Source organism: Brasilonema bromeliae SPC951, from assembly GCF_012912135.1.
Lineage (GTDB): Bacteria > Cyanobacteriota > Cyanobacteriia > Cyanobacteriales > Nostocaceae > Brasilonema > Brasilonema bromeliae.
This window is the reverse complement of the sequence record NZ_QMEB01000106.1, coordinates 1-19413: the sequence shown is the minus strand read 5'-3', so window position 1 is coordinate 19413 and position 19413 is coordinate 1. Positions and strand designations below refer to the sequence as shown.

Sequence of the window (19413 nt, the reverse complement as noted above, 5' to 3'; positions counted from 1 at the left end):
CTCGTAATATTTAACTGAAGAAAATTTAACTATTACAAAACTTGCTATATAAAATTAAACTTATATGAATCTGTTTATATGTTAAATAAAATTTGTAAAGTAAACGTAACCTAAAGTGTTCCAATACCAGAAAACAATGCGAGTCCAACTTTGTCAATATCGCCTTCCTGCTTTAGTGGGTTTGATATTAGTGGTTCAAAGCCTTCTTTCGCCATCATCCTCAGCTTTTCCACCTCCAGCTGTTCCTTTATCTCCTCACCTTCTCAAACTCGCGCAATACATTGATAGCAGCGCTCAAGATTACTTGACACAAGGATTAGAAGCCATTCAGGTGGGGAGAGTAGAAGATGCTATAGCTTTATTTCGTAAAGCCACAGAACTCGATCGCAATTTAGCTGCAGCTCACTACAATTTAGGACTAGCACTGCGACAAGCAGGACAATTACAACCTGCTGCTGATGCTTTTTACAAAGCGACACAATCTGATCCCCAGTTTGCTCTGGCATATGCTAATCTCGGTGGCTCGCTTTTGGAAGGAAGCAATTGGCAGCAAGCGAACGATTATTTGCAACGAGCAATACAACTTGATCCTAAACTGGGAGTGGCTTACTATAACTTAGGGTTGCTGCGCGAGCAACAACGAGATTGTGATAGAGCGATCGCATCCTATAAAAAAGCAATAGAACTGAGCCAAAACGCACCAGAACCTGCTTATCATATGGGCATCTGTTATTTACAACAGGGCAAAGCCGATAAAGCAAAAGATGCATTTCGCAAAGCAGTTAAAATCAATCCAAAATATTCCGAAGCTTATTACAATCTCGGTGCCATTTTATTTAACCAAAAAAAGTTAAAAGATGCATTAGAAGCTTTTAGAAAATCAGCAGAAGCTAATACAAATAATGCCAATGCATATTATAGCGCCGGGTTAGTGTTTATACAGTTAAAGCAATATCCACAAGCAGCAGAAGTGTTGCAATATGCCAGAGATTTATACAAAGCTCAGAAGAATTTCCAGTGGGCTAAAAATGCAGAGAATCTATGGCAACAATTATCAAATCAAAATTATCCACCTCGCTAAATAGTGGCTTAATTACGAGACAATGAAATTATAAGCCCAAATGGCTGGTGTGCAATGAAGTTGTCTTGATAGTAACGGAAATCCTCATGAAAAAGCGCCTCAAGAGTCAATTCTTATTCTCCGAACGCTGGCTAGATCGGCATTGGATTGTCCGTAACATGGAGGCTTTCCAAGACTTAATTGTCATTGTTCTGTGTTTGGGTTTGTTCGCTATTATGGTGATGCAGCTATGGGTTTTCTTTACCACCCTTGAAATACCCGTAGATTTTAAACACGTCACTGCCAAAATACTATTCATCTTAATTTTGGTCGAGTTATTTCGACTGCTTATGGTGTATTTAGAGGAGCATAGTATTGCTGTTGGGGTAGCAGTGGAAGTAGCAATTGTTTCCGTATTGCGAGAAGTGGTTGTTCATGGTGCGCTGGAAATTTCCGGGGTTCAGACTGCATCAATTTGCGGCTTATTAGTCGTTCTGGGTGGACTATTATTTGTGTGTGCCAAAACACCACATATGGATTATATGAGTGCCGACGACACTCATTCTTCCCCTGTTAAACAGATTGAGAACGAACAACAGGAAAAAGAGCGTGAACTCAAGTATCCACGGCACTACAAGGATATTGTTTGAATCAGTGAACAGTTATCAGTTATCAGTTATCAGTAAAGAGTGATAACTGAGAATTTTTAAAAAAATGCAACCTCTTGGGTTACTGCTTTGCTACTAATTACGTATCGTCGCATACTCTTTTAGGAAGATGAATACCTCTTTTCGGGTGAGTAGAAGTAAATAAGAAACCCAAAGGAGGGTAAATTTATGGTTCAAACTGCAGGAAACGCTCAAACTCAAAATCCCGTAAGCAACTTGGAATATGATTTCCTCACCGTGTTGCACAACAAAGCTGAAGCAATCAAAGCTTATGAAACTTACATCAACGATGCACAGCAAGCAGGTTCTCAGCCTTGTGTAGAACTGTTCGAGAAATTACGCCAGTCTGATATCCAGCACGCACAGGAAATTCGTCATCACCTTCAGGAAGTCATGCAGAAAGGTAAGATGTAAACCTTAAATTTCGCGCTAAGCCGTGAAGCAGTGTAGCAGTGTAGGGGAGCCAGTACGGTGCGGGGGTTCCCCCCCGTTGTAGTACCTGGCGTTGTGTTAGCGCTAGCTAACGCACGATTGATGTAGATCTAGGGACTTTGAATAACTTGTTGCACCTGATCTAACGTCAAATCCAAAGCCCTTGCTACTTGTTCCACACTCAACCCCAATGCGAACAATCGGGGGACTGCTTCTAACTTCGCTTGCAGCTTACCTTCTTGTAAGCCTTCCTGCCTACCTTCTTCTAAAGCTTCGTCCTTAATGGATTGATACATCCTTGTTTTTTTGAATTCGTCATCTATGCCCAACATTGCTGCCAACTCCTCTCGGCTTAATTGAGTAAACTTGTACAACAGGATGGTTTCTATTAATTCTACAATTTGCTGTCTGATGGTTTCATCTGCCAGTTGTTGTCTTGCCCGCAAAATTAATTCTCTACCTCGCTCAACAGCTGTCTCTTCCCGTTCTATAATTAACTGCACAACCGCAAGTTGAAGTGAGTTTTCTGCTGCTGTACCTAATTCATCTAAATAAATGCGCTGGACTTGTGGACTCTCTAGCAACAACTGATATGGCTGTTGATCGTCTGGATCGAAATTTTGGTTGGGATAGATAACAACTGCACGCCAAAAATTGACGGATGTATTTTGACGCAGGTACAGAAAGATTTCTGCAAAAAAGCGTCTATAAAAATTTGAGTCTAGTTGAAACTGAACTTCGACAAAATAAACTGGCTGTTTTGTGGTTTCAGTTGCTGGGACAAAGACACCATCAATCCGAAAGGCAGTTTCTTTGAGTTCAACGGAAACGAATTCATAAGTATTGGGATTGATGGTTGTGTCGCCAATGATGTCAAAAAATATGCTGGGAAAAGCTTGAAATAAACTGTAGAATATTTTGTCAGTCCGCACGTTATTAAACTGTATTAGTGAAGTTTAGACTAAAAGCGATGCAAGGAAACCCAAAGTAACTGAAATTATAGCAATTCTCTAAAAGCTGGCTACAGATAGAGCCTGCAAAATATGTAGTCTTTTTTCACCGTTAGGACAATTGGTAACTTCTTGCCGTAGTCTAGACTTCAGTAATAACTGCTTTGGCATCTACCAAACCTTCACACTTTTGCTTATTGCGATTGCTTAATCCCAAGAAAGTTGTAGCTATCTCCAACTGATTATTTCTAATAAAGCGGAATATTTCGATTGTAAGCGTCTACAAAACTTGCGTAATCATATTCAACCTGAGTGGCGTAGTCTAGGGCGAAGTTGACAATTTCATTTTTGAATGCAGCCTTGTTACCGCTGACAACGTCCGTTACTTCTTTGTCAACGCTATAAGGAACAATTGAAGTATCATAATCTTTATCAGAGATTGCATGGTTCTTAGCAACGACCTTTCCCGCATACGCCATTGCATCCAAAAATTTTGACTTGGTGGTTAGCAACGTATAGTCAAAGTCTTCTTGATAGGGAGATTTTTCATGCAACATGAAGGTTATACCGCTAACCGTGGTATAACCAACTAAGGGGTCTGTGTTGGAAAGCATTGCTTTAGTTGCTGTTGTGACCCTTTGTCCCTCATGATTTCCATAAACCGAACTTGGTAAAAGATTAGGGGCTGCGATTGCAACTGCGCTACTAGTTTCCTGTTTCATTTCTAGAATCTGATCGTCATCGCTTGCTAAACTCGAACCTTCAATGAGCAAGAAATAGCGATACTTGCCGAGACTGCCAGTACCTGAACCTAATTTGAGGCGAATGTCCTTGAGGATATAGTAATTATTGTTATAGCGCTTACTGCTAGGAATTGAAGCAATGTAACCAATCATACCAGTATTTATCGCTGAATAAGTGCTGCTAGATACAGGCTGGAGTTCAGAGGTTGTCTGAAAAACTCGATTGCCACTGGTATTAATTTGCGTGTACTTATTTAAAAAATTAGAGCGGCTTTTGCTTGCTGCTTGTTGAATTAAGTCTTTGACCACACCGCTAGTATTGCTAGATTCTAGACGGTAGGATAATTCATCGTTAGTCCCCTTAAAGTCGCTCATTTTGTTCAGGTAGGCATCTAAAAAATTCCGGACTATATCCTGGGCATCGCTGGAACTTAAACCGTTCTCTTTAGCTGCCAGAAGAATTGAGACTGCCATGCGTCGTAAGTCCCAAACATAAGGACCAAGATAGCCTTCGTCAAAGTCGGTGGTGTCAAAAACGTTGTTACCATTGCTATCCCTCATCCCCCCAAGATTCTGCATGTGCATGTCTCCCTCTAACCAGATGGCTGACGTAGAGGAATTGACAAATCCAGAACTTGCTAAGGTTTGCATATCCCGGTAGAATATATGAGCCGTTCCTCGATAAAAAGCAAAAGGACTAGCCTTCATTTTTTGCATTTTTGTTGCCAGTTCTTGAGGCAACTGGCTAGCAAACTGATGGTTATATTGGTAAATTTCATTCTCTACCCAACTTTGACGGGGGTTTGCAGCTTGGAGTGCAGATGTCAAGCTCAAAGTCAAGGTCAAAGCAATTAAGATTGCATGCACTGGTTTTAGCATGGTAGTCGATTAAGCTGTAAAGAAATTTAGGTTACATGAATTATTGTATTGTGTAACATCTGTGACAACTTAAAGATTGTCCATGTCTATGAAAAATTAAACAGAAACTGTTCCTTGCCCTTCTGCATAGCGCTGACTCGCCTCTGTTGCGAAACAAAAAACAAACCCCTCTTCGACGACAAATCGCCAAGAGGGGCTAAGAATGAAAACGCACTTCGCTTTAATAAGCGTCCTGCAACTCATAGAAGTCAGGCGACACGTAATCCTTACGTAAGGGCCAACCTACCCAATCTTCTGGCATCAAAATCCGCTTCAGATCTGGGTGTCCTTCGTAGACAATGCCGAACATATCGTAGGACTCACGTTCTTGCCAGTCTGCTGTCTTCCAAATCCAGTAAACTGAGGGAACTCTGGGATTTTCCCGTGGAAGGAAGACTTTAAGACGCACTTCCTCAGGACGGTCAGCATTATCACTGATTTTAATCAAGTGATACACACTAACCAACTGCTGTCCTGGTCCCAAATCAATCCCAGCTTGACACTGGAGAGAATTAAACCCGTAAGCATACAATGCAGTGCAAAGTGGAAGCAGAAAATCTGCCTCGACTTTGAGAATCTCTACACCGCTATGATCAGCTTCCAGAGACTCATGGTCAAAGCCATTTTCTGTTAACCATTGGGAAACTGCGCCCGCTTTGACTAGTGACTTTTCCTCTGCTGGTGCTGGTTTCGATTCTTCTTTCGATTCTTCTTTTGATTCTTCAGCCACGCTTAGTTTCCTCCTGTTGTACCTTTTGAGTCAAAAGAGCAGGTGGGACGGGTAAACCGATCGCCTCAGTCAACTCCTTCGGTGGTGCGAAGCGAGATTCAGTCCGCAAATATTTACCTGTGTGGATTTGCTCTGCGGGTTTGAGGTTGTGAGTTGTGCTGTAATAGCGGTGGGTTTGCTTAATTCGATCGCGTTCCTGCATCGAATCATTTGCTATCTTCTTGCGCAGCTTGATTATTGCGTCAATAATTGCTTCTGGACGTGGGGGACAACCGGGTAAGTAAACGTCCACTGGAATCAATTTATCGACACCGCGTACAGCCGAAGGAGAATCCACGCTGAACATACCGCCAGTAATCGTGCAAGCACCCATAGCAATCACGTACTTGGGTTCTGGCATTTGCTCATAAAGACGCACAAGCTGAGGTGCCATCTTCATGGTAATTGTGCCTGCAGTAATAATTAAGTCAGCTTGACGAGGGCTAGAACGGGGAATCAAACCAAAGCGGTCAAAGTCAAATCGGGAACCAATCAAAGCTGCAAATTCAATAAAGCAGCAAGCGGTACCAAACAGCATCGGCCAAAGGCTAGAAAGCCGCACCCAGTTGTAGAGGTCATCAACCGTCGTCAGGATAACGTTTTCTGACAAATCTTGGGTTACTGTAGTCCGCGACATTGGGTTGAGAATGCGCTCTTTTTGCTGTTCTTTTTGCTGTTCTTTTTGCTGTTCTATGTTAGTATCTAAGACCATTCCAAAGCTCCTTTACGCCATGCGTACGCTAGGGCAACGACAAGAATTGCAATAAAAATTAGCGCTTCAATAAATGCCAATAGCCCAAGACGGTGGAAAGCAACCGCCCAAGGATACAAAAATACAGTCTCAACATCAAAGATGACGAAGACCAGCGCGAACATGTAGTAGCGAATGTTGAATTGAATCCAAGCTCCACCAATGGGTTCCATGCCGGATTCATATGTGGTGCGCCGTTCTGGGTTGCGACCGCTGGGTCGCAGGAGCTTGGACGCTGACAGAGCCAAGGCAGGCACTAGGCTACAGATAATTAAGAAGCCAAGAAGATACTCGTAACCGCTAAGGACAAACACAATGACTTTTTACCGCTTTTGGTGCTAATAACTTTGACCAGACCAGTGCTGGGAAAGGGTTTCTCGCTCTCACGGCAACTAGCTCTGGGCTTGGGTTCTCCCCTTGGGCGAACCCTTGGGCGTTCACTTCACCGGATGCCGTGCCTTCTTTTGAAGAAGCTGCGCTGAGTGGGCGATCGCTTCGTGCTCCAGATAGCGGCAGATCGCTCAAGGGGCAAGCGATAGGCATCCGGTGAAGTGTAAACTTCTTTTACATTATATCTTTTTGACTTTCTTGAATCTCAACAAACAGAGTTGTAGATGATTTGATTCGTTTTTGGTCAACATAGAAAAACCTAACACTTAATGTCATAATTTTTAACGTATATTTAATATTTGCTTCTCACCGAGGCCAAGAGCCATGAGCGAACAAGCTGTTGAAACAATTGCGCTAGACCGCTACGAGTGCCGTTCTTGCGGTTACGTTTACGAACCCGAGAAGGGGGACGACAAGCATGACATCGCCCCAGGGACACCCTTTGCGGAAATACCAGTCACTTGGCGCTGTCCAGTTTGCAGTGCAAAAAAGAGCGCTTTTACAAACATTGGTCCTGTAGGCAAAGCATCTGGCTTTGACGAAAATCTGAAATTTGGTTTCGGTGTGAATACTCTCACACCAGGGCAGAAAAATCTTCTGATTTTCGGAGCTTTGGCTCTTGCCTTTTTGTTTTTTCTAAGTCTTTATGGCTTACGGTAAAACACGCTCTTTACGGGGTAAGTAATACCCTAATAACACAAAACCATACACAAATTCACAAATTCACAAAAAAAAACAAACAGATAACAGATGCTTCCAATTGTAAAATTTTGCCAACGAATACTCGCTTTGTTCGTGGTTATACTTATGTGTGTTGGTTGTAGTAATGTCGTTTCGACTAGCTACAATCCTTGGGAAGTGGTTGCTGTCCCAACAAATGCAAAACTACTGGATATTGCTTTTACAGATAACCCCCAGCATGGTTTCCTAGTAGGTAGCAATGCTACTCTTTTGGAAACAAAAGACGGTGGCGCGACTTGGCAACCTCTACAATTAGAATTAGATGACCAAAGGTACCGTTTTAATACGGTCAGTTTTGCAGGTAAAGAGGGATGGATAGCTGGAGAACCAGCTTTGTTGTTACACACCACTGATGAAGGTCGTTCTTGGTCCCGCATTCAACTGAGTGAAAACCTACCAGGTAATCCTGTTAGTATTGTCGCACTGGGACAAAACACTCTTGAGATCGCGACGGATGTAGGAGCGATATACAGAACCACAGATGGCGGTCAAAATTGGAAAGCACAGGTAGAACAAGCTGTTGGTGTGGTTCGCAACATCGAACGTTCTCCTGATGGCAAATATGTGGCTGTTTCTGCAAAAGGTAATTTCTACTCAACTTGGGAACCAGGGTTAAACGCTTGGGTACCCCACAACCGGAATAGTTCCCGACGGGTAGAGAATATGGGATTTGCTGAAAATGGTCAAGTATGGATGTTAGCACGAGGTGGCCAAGTACAGTTTACCGACCCAGCTAACCCAGAGCAATGGCAGTCAGCTCAAAATCCAGAGCTTGCTACTAGTTGGGGTTTACTAGATCTGGCTTATCGCACACCAGATGAAGTTTGGATCAGTGGTGGTAGCGGTAATTTGCTGCGCAGTTCTGATGGTGGAAAAACCTGGGAAAAAGACCGTGATGTTGAACAAGTTCCCGCTAATTTTTACAAAATTGTTTTTCTTAACCAGGAAAAGGGATTCGTGATTGGCGATCGCGGTGTTTTACTCAAATATAATCCTAATATTGCCGCTGCTACCAAATCAGAGGCTGCTTGAAATTGATTTCTGAGAAAGAAGTTACGAGGTGTAACTCTTTCTTAACTTTGTAGGATAATGATCTCAATAACAATTTTTGTGAAGGTAGGGATATAAATGTCGGGAACTACTGGAGAGCGTCCATTTTCGGACATTATTACGAGCGTTCGTTACTGGGTGATCCACAGCATCACCATTCCTGCACTGTTTATTGCGGGTTGGTTATTTGTCAGCACTGGCTTGGCATACGATGCGTTTGGTACACCTCGCCCTAATGAGTACTACCCATCAGCACGGCAAGAATTGCCAATTGTGAATAACCGTTTTGATGCAAAACAACAAGTAGAACAGTTTAGTAACACAAAGTAGTTTGAAATCATGACTAGCGGAAATAACGTCAATCAACCAGTTACGTATCCAATTTTTACAGTCAGATGGCTAGCAGTTCACACTCTAGCTGTGCCAACTATCTTCTTTTTAGGCGCGATCGCTGCAATGCAATTCATACAACGTTAGGAGAAAACCATGGAAAGAACCCCCAATTCTAATAATCAGCCAGTTGAACTCAACCGAACTTCCCTTTACCTGGGACTGTTACTGGTTTTTGTTCTTGGTATTTTGTTTTCCAGTTACTTCTTTAACTAATTGGAATGACGGCTATTGAGTCATGTTTTTTAACTTTTGTCATTAATTTTTTTAGCAAAGAAAGGAGAGAAAGCAGTGTCTGGAAGTGGCAGAATTCCTCTGTGGATTGTTGCGACAATCGCAGGTTTAGGCGTCATCACCGTTGTAGGTATTTTCTTTTATGGATCCTACGCCGGACTTGGTGCTCCAACGTGATCTTGTAAGACCCCGTCCCTGCCTCTTGTGTGTGAAATATTCAACGCAAGTAAATATGTCTTTCTTTTTGTAAAGATTAGTAAGGCAGGGTATGTTCCTTACCATAAAACACCTTAGAGAGAAACAAAACGAGTACCTTGAAGGAAGTTCTAAAAAAAGAAAATTTGCTGGAAGCCTACACTCACCCGTTAGGGTATGGAACGGAAGTATAGCAGGTGACGAATCATCAGCACAAAAAAGCCGCCCATCTGAACAAGATAGGCGGTTAATTTTTGTAACAATATTTAAATTGCATTCACACGCATTACTTTACCCTCATCTTTCGGTGAGGTTTTTAGTAGAACCAGAAAACCTGTGTAGTGATTCTGGAAATCCCCCATGCAGCGCGCAAGCTGGGGGGATGTCAAAAGAATGTTAGTAATCGAAGTCGCCGCCGCCCATACCAGCGCCAGCACCAGCAGGAGCGTTATCCTTTGGCTCAGGCTTGTCAACCACAATGCATTCAGTGGTTAACACCATACCAGCAATGGATGCAGCGTTTTGCAGAGCAGAACGAGTGACTTTGGCAGGATCAACGATACCAGCTTCAAACAGATCAACGAACTCGTTCTTAGCAGCATCGTAGCCAATGTTGAAGTCTTTTTCCTTCACACGCTCAGCAATAACAGCACCGTTCTGACCAGCGTTTTCAGCAATTCTCTTGAGAGGAGCAGCCAAAGCGCGAGCTACAATCAACGCACCAGTCAACTCTTCAGCTTTGAGGTTGCTGTTTGCCCATTCTTCCAGTGCAGGAGAGAGGTGAGCCAGTGTTGTACCACCACCAGGAACGATACCTTCTTCCACAGCAGCTTTGGTAGCGTTGATAGCGTCTTCTAAACGCAGCTTCTTGTCCTTCATTTCGGTTTCTGTCGCAGCGCCTACCTTAACGACGGCGACACCACCAGCGAGCTTAGCAAGACGCTCTTGCAGCTTTTCTTTGTCGTAAGAAGATTCGGTTTCTTCGATTTGACGGCGAATTTGATCAATCCGAGCCTTGACACCAGCTTCGTTACCTTCAGCAACAATGGTCGTGCTGTCTTTGGTGATAGTGATGCGGCGAGCCTTACCCAAGGAATCTAGCTTGGTGGTGTCCAGCTTCAAACCAGCATCTTCGGTAACAACTTGACCACCAGTGAGGATACCGATGTCTTCTAGCATGGATTTGCGGCGATCGCCAAACCCAGGAGCCTTCACAGCAGCCACGTTCAGCACACCACGCAAGCGGTTGACAACCAAAGTCGCCAAAGCTTCTTTCTCGATATCTTCGGCGATAATCACCAAAGGACGACCAGCACGAGCAACTTGCTCTAAAACGGGTACGAGGTCTTGTACTAAGGCGATTTTCTTATCGGTTAGCAGGATGAAAGGCTCATCGAAAATAGCTTCCATCCGCTCGGGATCGGTCGCAAAGTAGGGAGAAATGTAGCCTTTGTCAAAGCGCATCCCTTCGGTGATTTCCAATTCGGTGGTCATGGACTTTCCTTCTTCCAAGGAAATCACACCTTCTTTACCCACCTTATCCATTGCTTCGGCAATCATCTGACCGACTTCTTCGTCGTTACCAGCAGAGATTGAACCAACTTGGGCAATTGCTTTGGAATCTTCTACGGGACGAGCGTGTTCTTTGATTTTGTCTACCAAGAAGTTGGTAGCCTTATCAATACCACGTTTTAGCGAAATAGCATTTGCGCCAGCTGCGACGTTGCGTAAGCCTTCTTTGACTACTGCATGAGCCAAAACAGTCGCAGTTGTGGTGCCATCACCAGCAGCATCGTTTGTCTTGGAAGCCGCTTGACGGATGAGAGCAACGCCAGTATTTTCTACGTGGTCTTCCAATTCAATTTCTTTAGCAATGGTCACACCGTCATTGATGATTTGTGGTGCGCCAAACTTTTTCTCTAGGACTACGTTACGACCTTTGGGACCGAGGGTAACAGCGACAGCCTCAGCCAAAATATCCATGCCTCTTTCAAGGGCACGACGTGCGTTTTCGTTGTAAATGATGCGCTTTGCCATAATTGTCCAAAGAATGTTTAGTAGAAAAAAAACTACCAGCAGAAAACTACAAAGAATGCTATTTGTTTTTTGTCCTTTGCCAACAACTCATGACAAATGACTGATGACAAATGACTAAAAGACTATGAAACGACTGCCAGAATGTCTTTTTCAGAGAGCAGGACGTATTCGTCAGTTCCAAGTTTAATGTCGGTACCAGCGTATTTGGAGTAGAGAACTTTATCTCCGACCTTCACGTCCAACGCTTGACGAGCACCATCATCTTTGATCTTGCCTTCACCCACGGCAACAACTTCGCCGACTTGGGGCTTTTCTTTTGCGTTGTCGGGCAAATACAGACCGCCAGCGGTCTTTTCTTCAGCCGCGTTCACTTTGACGAATACGCGATCACCCAGAGGTTTAACTGTAGAAACGCTTAAAGATACAGCTGCCATACCAAATTCTCACCTTGTTAGCACTCTCAACTCCTGAGTGCTAATGTACCTAAAGGCAAAGTGCAATGGCAACATTTTCTCTTGTACGGGTTCCCGAACTTTGCTTGCCCAAACCCACGTAAGTACATATACTCTACTTTTCTCAGCTTTCAGGTTTTACTCGGTAAATGACGAATATGGATATATGGGCAACTTTGTTTGCAAAGCTGGGAAATTGATATAGAACAGTTATCAGGGAGCCGCCATTTGAGTAACACTACAGTGATCCAGTCCTACCATACGCTACGAAAAACCACGCTTACACCAGCGAATAAAGCCCTAAGTATTTCTATAGAAGCTTTAGAACTGTCGAACATTCCGAGGGACATTTTTATTTGTGTTGTCCAAACAGTTTCTAACTGCTTGTGTGAACAAGCTCGTTTACCATTTTGGGAAAGCTTAAAAAAACGACTCAAACAGCTAAGTCTTTACAAAAGGCAAGATGGCAATTCCAGTTGCATCTTTGGAAATAAAATCAATTGCTTGCCAGTTTGCTGTTCTAGACTGATAATAAAGGATTACCCGGATGCTGTGCGGTATCGCCCAACAATCCCGGAAACCATTGAGCGGATTATACAAGAACACTTCTTAGGCAACAAGGTGGTAGAAGAATATGCATTGTGTTTTCCCATCCTTTGCCAAAAAGTTCCCTAGGTTGTCGTGAACAACTTATAGAAGCTTAACATCCAACTAAGGATATGGCACAGTAGTAAACAAATGAAAGTGTGGGTTAATTGTAATTTGGGAGCATCTTGAGTCCAACACTTACTTGTTAACCTGAATAATTATTATTTAATCAGTGTTTTTTAACCCGCAGCTTTCAAAGCGATATATAATAACGCATTATAAATACTACTGCTCTACGTATCCTTACTGGACTTTTGCTGTTTGTAGAGAATTTCTTGAGAGTGAGACCCACTTTTAGGACTTTATAAAGCAAACGCAAGTTAAGTAGGAAAAAGCACAACACCTCCTTAATCCACCAGAGAGGATATTGATTCAAGACCTTGATGGATCAAGCGCGATAAGTGCCACTGCTATGAAAGAACCCAGCATGAAAGATCACAAACGACTTCTACTTATTGATGATGACCCTAACCTCATCTTGCTGGTGAAGGATTATTTGGAATTCCGGGGTTATGATGTCAGCACCGCCGAAAATGGTCGAGAAGCGCTGGACATTTTAGAGCAGGATATTCCAGACATGATCATTTGCGATGTGATGATGCCAGAAATGGACGGTTATACTTTTGTAGAACAAGTCCGGCAGACCGAACGCACCAGTTGGATTCCCGTTCTATTCCTTTCAGCTAAGGGACAAAGCGCAGACCGAGTAAAAGGTCTGAATAAAGGTGCTGATGTGTACATGGTTAAGCCTTTTGAACCAGAAGAATTGGTAGCACAAGTAGAATCTTCTCTGAAGCAGACCATTCGCTGGAAAGAACACCAAGCAAAAGGAGGAGAAAACGGTTCCCGCATCCAAGTTCCCTTTGATGTGCAGTTAACCCCAACAGAACTCAAAGTTGTGCAATTTGTGGCTAGGGGCTTAGCTAACCGCGAAATAGCTGAAGAATTAAATGTCAGCCAACGCACGGTAGAAAGCCATGTGTCCAATATGTTGGGCAAAACCAATCTCCACAATCGCACTGAACTAGCGCGGTGGGCAATTGAAAATCAAATGGCGTAAGTAGACCTCTGTTGCAAAACAATGTAGAGACCGTACAGTACAGTCTCTACAAGAGTTTCACGTAACGCATAATTAATTTCGGGAGATGTCTAGTACAGTGTTGTAAACGCCACCGACACTTGCTATCTCCTAAGCCTTACAGTACTGCTCGATCTACGGAGATCCGTAAACAACGGTGAGCTTCAATGTTTCCACGGAGAAAGTTTCCGCCTACGGAAGTTTCCTTCGTTGTAGACCCGCAACTGCTTTCCGTAAGGGTGGTAACTGGCGTTGGGATTGGGGGTTCCCCTCCCCCTTTAGTTCAAGTGGCGTATCAATCTCTGTAGGCGACTGCCGCGCATAGTTAAGCGACTTATAGACGCGCTAAGAGCGCTTCTATAAGGGCGACGATTGGTATTGACGAGTGCTGAGTAGCTACCTAGCCCAGCACTCGTTGCTTATTGCTAGAAACTCAACTTACCAACCTTCTTCTTCAGTAAGAAATGGGTGGCAAATTTCTAAATTCAGTTCATTAAGATAGGTTAAGGCACTAGCAATCTGGAAAACTGTTCCTCGTAGCTCTAAATCAAAGTTACCTGGTTGCGGCATATGACCATTCAGTTGGGCTGCTGCAATATTGACTGTGATGCCGCAATAAGATATGAGGCGTGAAATAACTGGTTGTTTATGCAACTCCTTGGGAATATGAACTGTAACGCGAGTTGTGGTGCGTCGGTTGTCTCGAAAATCGATAGTAGATTTACCCTGTTGATTTGGAATGGCCATAATAGCTTTCCCCTGTAATTTTTAGATGCGGGTTTTATGTTACAACTATTTTTTCTCCCGCAACAAAAATCTTGACACTACTTTTTATAAGGCGGTAGGTTCAAAGGCTTGTGGCTATGCCTTAGGCATGCTATGCAAACTAGCCCAAGGATGAAAATGTCTTGGATCATTGCTGCTTGTTCCAATCTGGTTTAGGGTGTAGCAGTGATGCCAAATACGTCAACCAACTTTGAGAACATCCAGAAAAGCAAAGACACCTCTCGGCAATAAAGCATCTCCAAGGATAGCAACTCCGATAATTCTCTCTAGCGGTACTGGCAAACTCCTCGTTTCTATGATTTCTGGTATAGGTTCAGCTGCTAATCGAGCCATGACAGTTGCTCCCAATCCTTGCTTAACCATACTGAGAATCGTCGAATCTTCCCTCACTTCATAGTCCACCTTGAGAGTTTGACCAAATTTTAAAAAATGAGTCTGGACTGTCTTGTTGTGCTGAGGACTGCGGATATTCACAATCATCGGATACCCTGCTAACTGTTCCCAACTCAGCGACTCATCAGCAGCTATTGACTTGGGAGGTAGCAGTGCAACAAACTCATCTCGGAATAACTCCCGTGTGTCAAACTCTGTTGTCGTCGGTAACAACGTGAAGCCAACGTCCGCGTGATTTTCTCGCAGTGCTTGTTCTACTTCTGCATAGCGATCACATTCGGTTATCACCACACTAATCTTTGGAAACTTCTCGCGAAAACGAGCAATCACCTCTGGTAGCACGTGAGTTGCAATGCTGCGAACACAAGCAACCCGCACCTGTCCAGCCTGTAATCCTTTTTCCAGGTTGGCTTTTTCTTGAATCACCTCTAATAAATGCAAAACTTGACGCGCCTCCTGAATCACCTCCCCTCCAATTGGCGTCAAAGTTGCACCCTGACGACCCCGAAAAAAGAGAATAACTCCTAGTTCTTCTTCAAGTGTGGCGATCGCATGACTAACTGTTGACTGAGATAACCCCAACTCTAAAGCAGCCAAGCTGAAGTTACCGTGGTCAGCAACAGCCACAAAAGCCCGCAACTGAGAGATTTTTAGCATACTGTCTTTGACTTCATTCATCCAGGAAAGCCACATTTTGATAGATGCAAAAGTCTTTACCCTTCATCCATCGATTTTATCGATACAAGGTATCTAAGAAATACTTTGTTTTGTAATTTCGGAATGACTAAACTGTTTAGTGTTGGAGAAAAGAGAATGGAATTATCAAGAAGATGAATTCATTATTTCCTCTAGTTTTTTGCTTTGTTATCTTGCTGTGTAGCGTTATCAAAGGTTACTTTGTTGCCTATCCACTTTTACTTTCTCTGGTTATACTCCTTGTTACATTTTATTACCAAGGCTTTGCCGTAAAATCTTTAATAAAAATGGGTTTTACTAGTAGTCAAAAAGCTTTTCCAATCATCAAAATTCTCTTATTAATTGGAGCAGTGACAGCCGTGTGGATGGCAGCAGGAACAATTCCGGCTTTAGTTTACTATGGAACTCAATTCATAAATCCTCGATATTTTATTCTTTCAGCCTTTGTCCTTTCCTGTTTTATTTCTGTACTATTGGGCACCTCCTTTGGCACAGTTAGTACTGTAGGAGTTGCCCTGATGATTATGGCAAAAGAAGGAGATATTAACCCTCATTTAGTTGCTGGAGCAATTATTGCAGGAGCCTATTTTGGAGATAGGTGTTCTCCTATGTCTTCTAGTGCGCATCTTGTTGCTAGTATTACCAAAACAAAGCTACATAGAAACCTAAGAGCTATGATATCAACTGCTTGGTTGCCTTTAATGGCTTCTAGCTTGATTTATTTAATCTTTTCAATCAGCAATCCTGTTGAAATTAGAAATAGTGATTTTATTTCCGAAATTCCGAAATTATTTAATATTAACCCACTCGTGTTACTTCCGGCTTTTACCGTTATAGTGCTTTGTCTTTTCAAAGTAGAAGTGAAATTAACATTACTCGCTAGTCTTGGAATTGGATTCTTTGTAGGGATATTTTCCCAAGGTTATTCTTTGTTGAAAATGATAAATTTTGCTTGGCTTGGCTTCAACTTAGAACAAAGAATGGATTTGAGTGAAGTTCTGACAGGAGGAGGCATCTTTTCGATGCTTAGAGTTTCGCTAGTCGTCATTCTATCAACTTCTCTATCAGGAATTATCGTCGGAACAAAGACATTCGCAAGTGTGGAGAATATTCTCAAGAGAGCTTCTTCCAGAAGTCGTTTATTTTTCGGAACCACTACAGTTGGGTTAGCATCAGCAGCTTTTGGTTGTACTCAAACGCTTGCAATTCTCCTGACTCACCAGCTTGTAAAAGAAAAGTATGAGCAAGAGCGCTTAGATAATTATCAATTAGCAACTGATATTGAAAATACTGCTGTTGTACTATCACCTCTCATTCCTTGGAATATTGCTGGATTAGTACCAGCAACTCTATTAATGACTGATTCTGGATTTATCCCCTATGCCGTTTATTTATATCTAATTCCAGTTTGGAATTGGGTTCGATTTAAGTTAACAGAATCCAAAATGCAAGATGAGTTTGAATAACTTTACTTATGTCTAAATAATTGATGTTATGCACAACCAACAGTTCTTAATTCGAGACGCCAACGTCAGTGATGTTTCTACTATTATGGAACTCATTAGATTGAAGGCAGAGTTTGATGGCTGTCTTGATTTTGTAGAGGCGACACCGAAGAAACTAGAAGACACTTTATTTTGTGAAAATCCACTTGCTTTTGTTTTGTTAGTTGAGATTGATGAAAATCCAATTGGATTTGCCACATATCACCAGATTTACTCCACCTTTCTTGCTCAACCGGGAATCTGGCTAGATGATTTATATATCAAAGCTGAATATCGCAGACTTGGAATTGGTGAAGCGTTGATAAAATATTTATGTCAAATTACCAAAAAAATAGGAGGTGGAAGAATAGATTGGATAGTTGCTACTCATAATGATCCCGCAATACAGTTTTACGAAAAAATGGGCGCACAAATTATCCAACGAGTAAGATTATGTCGTTTCAATAGGGAGGCGATTATGCATCACGTCTGTATGTAGAAGTGCATTTTTACAGACAAAAATAATCGTACGTTCTGGTGCCGAAATTAACACAACTAGTAATACCCAACTAAAAAAACCCGATTCGATCATAAATCGGGTTTTTAAATACAGTTAAAACTCAGCACTTTCCGGAGTCCGTGGAAACGGGATCACATCTCTGATATTTCCCATCCCCGTCATAAATTGCACAAGTCGTTCAAAACCTAATCCAAAACCAGCATGGGGGACAGTTCCAAAGCGGCGCAAATCGAGATACCACCACAAGTCTTCTGGTTTCATTCCTTGAGCAAGTATGCGACGTTCGAGGACATCTAATCGTTCTTCTCTTTGAGAACCGCCGATAATTTCACCAATTTTGGGTGCAAGAATATCCATCGCAGAAACGGTTTTTTCATCCTCATCTAAGCGCATATAAAAGGCTTTGATTTGCGCTGGATAATTGGTAACGATAACTGGCTTCTTGAAGAGTTGTTCGCAAAGATAGCGTTCGTGTTCTGACTGTAAATCCAAACCCCAGTTAACAGGATATTCAAACTGAACATCAGCTTTTTCTAATAGTTTGATGGCTTCTGTGTAAGTTATGCGCTCAAATTCATTATTAATAATGTTGTCCGCCGTTGCCAATACAGTATTATCAATACGCTGATTGAAAAATTCCATGTCTTCTGGGCAAGTTTCTAGTACATATTTGAAAATATGTTTGAGAAACGCCTCGGCTAAATTCATATCTTCCTTGAGATCACAAAAAGCCATCTCTGGTTCCACCATCCAAAATTCTGCTAAGTGGCGCGAGGTGTTAGAGTTTTCTGCACGGAAGGTAGGACCAAAAGTATAGACGTTCGTAAACGCCATCGCCATAACTTCGGCTTCGAGTTGACCGCTGACTGTTAAGTATGTTGGTTTGCCAAAAAAGTCTTTACTATAATCTATGGCTTGGGTTTGGGTACGAGGAACATTTTTGAGATCCAAACTGGTGACGCTGAAAAGTTCACCTGCACCTTCGCAGTCGTTAGCGGTGATAACGGGAGTGTGTACCCACAAAAAGCCGCGTTCTTGGAAAAATTGATGAATAGCAGTAGCGCAGGCGTTTCTGACTCGGAAAACTGCACCAAAGGAATTGGTGCGCGATCGCAAATGTCCAATAGTTCGCAAAAACTCAAAGGAATGGCGTTTCTTTTGCAGCGGATATGTTTCGGGATCAGCTTCTCCAAAGACTTTTATCTTGTCTGTTTTCAACTCGATCCGCTGTCCTTTACCAAGTGATCCCACCAGCACTCCAGCGACTTCCACAGAAGCACCAGTATTGAGCTTTTTTAAAATATCATCATAGTCTGGCAAATTCTCATTGAGTACCACTTGCAAACTCGCCAAGGATGAGCCATCATTTACTTCTATAAAAGAAAATCCTTTTAACTCTCGTTTTGTGCGAACCCAGCCTTGAACTACTACAAACTCATCAGGTTCACCACTTCGCAATATTTCTGCAATCCGTCGATTTTTCATATTATCCAGCAACAGACTTTAATAACCAGCCTATGATAACGCCCAAACCACCAAAGCGGACGGCTTGCCAAAAAGGTTCTTTAACGCTATCCCAGGAAAATAATTGACTTTCTAAGTTAAGTTCAAGTTCTTCCAACTGTTGTTGAATTTGCTTTAACTCGGCTTTTACATTTGGTAATTTACTGTGACGCAATCGTCCGAGACGTTGTTGTAATTCTTTTTGACTAGCTTTGTCTGCTTGCACTTGATTGTAGCGTTCCTTTAAAGCAACAAGCGCACGCTCAACTTTCAAAAGTTCTTGTTCAAATTCTGGATCTTGATTTTCTTTACCAAATGGTGGCCCAGATGATTGTTTTGGCGGCTTCATGTACAAGTTAGTAGACTCAGATCTTGCACCCTCCGGGTATCTCCTGAGCCCTTCGGGCACGGCCCCGTGCCGAACGGAGACGCTTCGCGTTAGCCCTTTGGGCGTGCGCTTTGCGCATACGCAGTCGCTCATGGGGGAAACCACGCCAGACGCTTCAAGTCGGGAGACCCGAACGC

The 19413-nt window shown here is 42.7% G+C and carries 25 protein-coding genes; 13 read left to right on the top strand and 12 right to left on the bottom strand.

The window, feature by feature from the left end; genetic code table 11:
- Positions 1 to 136 precede the first annotated feature (136 nt).
- From DP116_RS14790 to DP116_RS14780, 3 genes are all read left to right on the top strand, one after another.
- The gene (locus DP116_RS14790) at positions 137 to 1081 is read left to right on the top strand and encodes a tetratricopeptide repeat protein (protein ID WP_169155912.1); all 945 of its coding nucleotides are present in this window, start codon (positions 137 to 139) and stop codon (positions 1079 to 1081) included.
- Positions 1082 to 1167: 86 nt separating this feature from the next.
- Positions 1168 to 1710, top strand: coding sequence for a phosphate-starvation-inducible PsiE family protein (locus DP116_RS14785; protein WP_169155911.1), 543 nt, complete (start codon positions 1168 to 1170; stop codon positions 1708 to 1710).
- A 186-nt stretch (positions 1711 to 1896) separates the two neighbouring features.
- On the top strand, positions 1897 to 2142 hold the full coding sequence (locus tag DP116_RS14780; protein WP_169155910.1) for a hypothetical protein: 246 nt from the start codon (positions 1897 to 1899) through the stop codon (positions 2140 to 2142).
- Positions 2143 to 2270: 128 nt separating this feature from the next.
- Here DP116_RS14780 and DP116_RS14775 read toward each other — a convergent pair whose 3' ends face one another.
- From DP116_RS14775 to DP116_RS14750, 6 genes are all read right to left on the bottom strand, one after another.
- On the bottom strand, positions 2271 to 3092 hold the full coding sequence (locus tag DP116_RS14775) for an Rpn family recombination-promoting nuclease/putative transposase (RefSeq protein ID WP_169155909.1): 822 nt from the start codon (positions 3090 to 3092) through the stop codon (positions 2271 to 2273).
- Between the two features lie 266 nt (positions 3093 to 3358).
- Positions 3359 to 4732, bottom strand: a complete 1374-nt coding sequence (locus tag DP116_RS14770; protein WP_169155908.1) for a DUF2252 domain-containing protein — start codon at positions 4730 to 4732, stop codon at positions 3359 to 3361.
- 220 nt (positions 4733 to 4952) lie between these two features.
- A complete protein-coding gene (locus tag DP116_RS14765) occupies positions 4953 to 5501 on the bottom strand; it encodes an NAD(P)H-quinone oxidoreductase subunit J (protein ID WP_169155907.1) in 549 nt (182 codons plus the stop codon).
- On the bottom strand, positions 5494 to 6252 hold the full coding sequence (locus DP116_RS14760; protein ID WP_169155906.1) for an NADH dehydrogenase subunit K: 759 nt from the start codon (positions 6250 to 6252) through the stop codon (positions 5494 to 5496). The genes DP116_RS14765 and DP116_RS14760 overlap by 8 nt, the downstream gene beginning before the upstream one ends.
- Positions 6243 to 6605 carry a photosynthetic/respiratory NAD(P)H-quinone oxidoreductase subunit C gene (gene ndhC / locus DP116_RS14755; protein WP_169155905.1) on the bottom strand — a complete coding sequence of 121 codons (363 nt, stop codon included), beginning with the start codon at positions 6603 to 6605 and terminating at the stop codon, positions 6243 to 6245. Before ndhC ends, DP116_RS14760 begins: the two co-directional genes overlap by 10 nt.
- Positions 6592 to 6834 carry a hypothetical protein gene (locus DP116_RS14750; RefSeq protein WP_169155904.1) on the bottom strand — a complete coding sequence of 81 codons (243 nt, stop codon included), beginning with the start codon at positions 6832 to 6834 and terminating at the stop codon, positions 6592 to 6594. Before DP116_RS14750 ends, ndhC begins: the two co-directional genes overlap by 14 nt.
- A 171-nt stretch (positions 6835 to 7005) precedes the next feature.
- On the opposite strand from DP116_RS14750, the gene DP116_RS14745 reads away from it, so the two are divergent.
- The 6 genes from DP116_RS14745 to DP116_RS29970 all read left to right on the top strand — a co-directional run bounded on the left by DP116_RS14745 (position 7006) and on the right by DP116_RS29970 (position 9273).
- Positions 7006 to 7341, top strand: coding sequence for a rubredoxin (locus DP116_RS14745; protein ID WP_169155903.1), 336 nt, complete (start codon positions 7006 to 7008; stop codon positions 7339 to 7341).
- A gap of 90 nt (positions 7342 to 7431) precedes the next feature.
- Complete coding sequence (locus DP116_RS14740; protein ID WP_169155902.1) at positions 7432 to 8454, top strand: photosynthesis system II assembly factor Ycf48; 1023 nt, start codon at positions 7432 to 7434, stop codon at positions 8452 to 8454.
- Between the two features lie 96 nt (positions 8455 to 8550).
- Positions 8551 to 8802 (top strand): cytochrome b559 subunit alpha, encoded by a 252-nt coding sequence (gene psbE, locus DP116_RS14735; RefSeq protein WP_169155901.1) that lies wholly within the window; start codon positions 8551 to 8553, stop codon positions 8800 to 8802.
- Between the two features lie 9 nt (positions 8803 to 8811).
- Positions 8812 to 8949 carry a cytochrome b559 subunit beta gene (gene psbF / locus DP116_RS14730; RefSeq protein WP_048868923.1) on the top strand — a complete coding sequence of 46 codons (138 nt, stop codon included), beginning with the start codon at positions 8812 to 8814 and terminating at the stop codon, positions 8947 to 8949.
- Between the two features lie 9 nt (positions 8950 to 8958).
- Positions 8959 to 9078: a photosystem II reaction center protein PsbL gene (gene psbL, locus DP116_RS14725; RefSeq protein ID WP_169155900.1), complete on the top strand. Its 120-nt coding sequence runs from the start codon at positions 8959 to 8961 to the stop codon at positions 9076 to 9078.
- 75 nt (positions 9079 to 9153) lie between these two features.
- On the top strand, positions 9154 to 9273 hold the full coding sequence (locus DP116_RS29970) for a photosystem II reaction center protein J (protein ID WP_048868922.1): 120 nt from the start codon (positions 9154 to 9156) through the stop codon (positions 9271 to 9273).
- 414 nt (positions 9274 to 9687) lie between these two features.
- Here DP116_RS29970 and groL read toward each other — a convergent pair whose 3' ends face one another.
- Positions 9688 to 11328, bottom strand: coding sequence for a chaperonin GroEL (gene groL, locus DP116_RS14715; protein WP_169155899.1), 1641 nt, complete (start codon positions 11326 to 11328; stop codon positions 9688 to 9690).
- Positions 11329 to 11450: 122 nt separating this feature from the next.
- Positions 11451 to 11762 carry a co-chaperone GroES gene (groES, locus tag DP116_RS14710; RefSeq protein WP_169155898.1) on the bottom strand — a complete coding sequence of 104 codons (312 nt, stop codon included), beginning with the start codon at positions 11760 to 11762 and terminating at the stop codon, positions 11451 to 11453.
- 246 nt (positions 11763 to 12008) lie between these two features.
- On the opposite strand from groES, the gene DP116_RS14705 reads away from it, so the two are divergent.
- Both DP116_RS14705 and DP116_RS14700 read left to right on the top strand, forming a co-directional pair.
- A complete protein-coding gene (locus DP116_RS14705; protein WP_246275633.1) occupies positions 12009 to 12455 on the top strand; it encodes a ferredoxin in 447 nt (148 codons plus the stop codon).
- Between the two features lie 385 nt (positions 12456 to 12840).
- Entirely contained in the window at positions 12841 to 13488 is a 648-nt protein-coding gene (locus DP116_RS14700) for a response regulator transcription factor (protein WP_048868919.1), read from the top strand.
- 456 nt (positions 13489 to 13944) lie between these two features.
- Here the strand turns inward: DP116_RS14700 and DP116_RS14695 are convergent, their stop codons facing one another.
- Together DP116_RS14695 and DP116_RS14690 are read right to left on the bottom strand one after the other, a co-directional pair.
- Positions 13945 to 14253 carry an NIL domain-containing protein gene (locus DP116_RS14695; protein ID WP_169155897.1) on the bottom strand — a complete coding sequence of 103 codons (309 nt, stop codon included), beginning with the start codon at positions 14251 to 14253 and terminating at the stop codon, positions 13945 to 13947.
- A gap of 219 nt (positions 14254 to 14472) precedes the next feature.
- Positions 14473 to 15342, bottom strand: a complete 870-nt coding sequence (locus tag DP116_RS14690) for a LysR family transcriptional regulator (RefSeq protein WP_246275632.1) — start codon at positions 15340 to 15342, stop codon at positions 14473 to 14475.
- Positions 15343 to 15515: 173 nt separating this feature from the next.
- Between DP116_RS14690 and DP116_RS14685 the strand changes: the two genes are divergently transcribed.
- Together DP116_RS14685 and DP116_RS14680 are read left to right on the top strand one after the other, a co-directional pair.
- The gene (locus tag DP116_RS14685) at positions 15516 to 16847 is read left to right on the top strand and encodes a Na+/H+ antiporter NhaC family protein (protein ID WP_169155896.1); all 1332 of its coding nucleotides are present in this window, start codon (positions 15516 to 15518) and stop codon (positions 16845 to 16847) included.
- 28 nt (positions 16848 to 16875) lie between these two features.
- On the top strand, positions 16876 to 17364 hold the full coding sequence (locus DP116_RS14680; RefSeq protein ID WP_169155895.1) for a GNAT family N-acetyltransferase: 489 nt from the start codon (positions 16876 to 16878) through the stop codon (positions 17362 to 17364).
- Between the two features lie 114 nt (positions 17365 to 17478).
- Here DP116_RS14680 and asnS read toward each other — a convergent pair whose 3' ends face one another.
- Both asnS and DP116_RS14670 read right to left on the bottom strand, forming a co-directional pair.
- A complete protein-coding gene (gene asnS / locus DP116_RS14675) occupies positions 17479 to 18870 on the bottom strand; it encodes an asparagine--tRNA ligase (protein ID WP_169155894.1) in 1392 nt (463 codons plus the stop codon).
- Position 18871: 1 nt separating this feature from the next.
- Positions 18872 to 19237, bottom strand: coding sequence for a sll0565 family protein (locus DP116_RS14670; protein ID WP_169155893.1), 366 nt, complete (start codon positions 19235 to 19237; stop codon positions 18872 to 18874).
- Between the last annotated feature and the right edge of the window lie 176 nt (positions 19238 to 19413).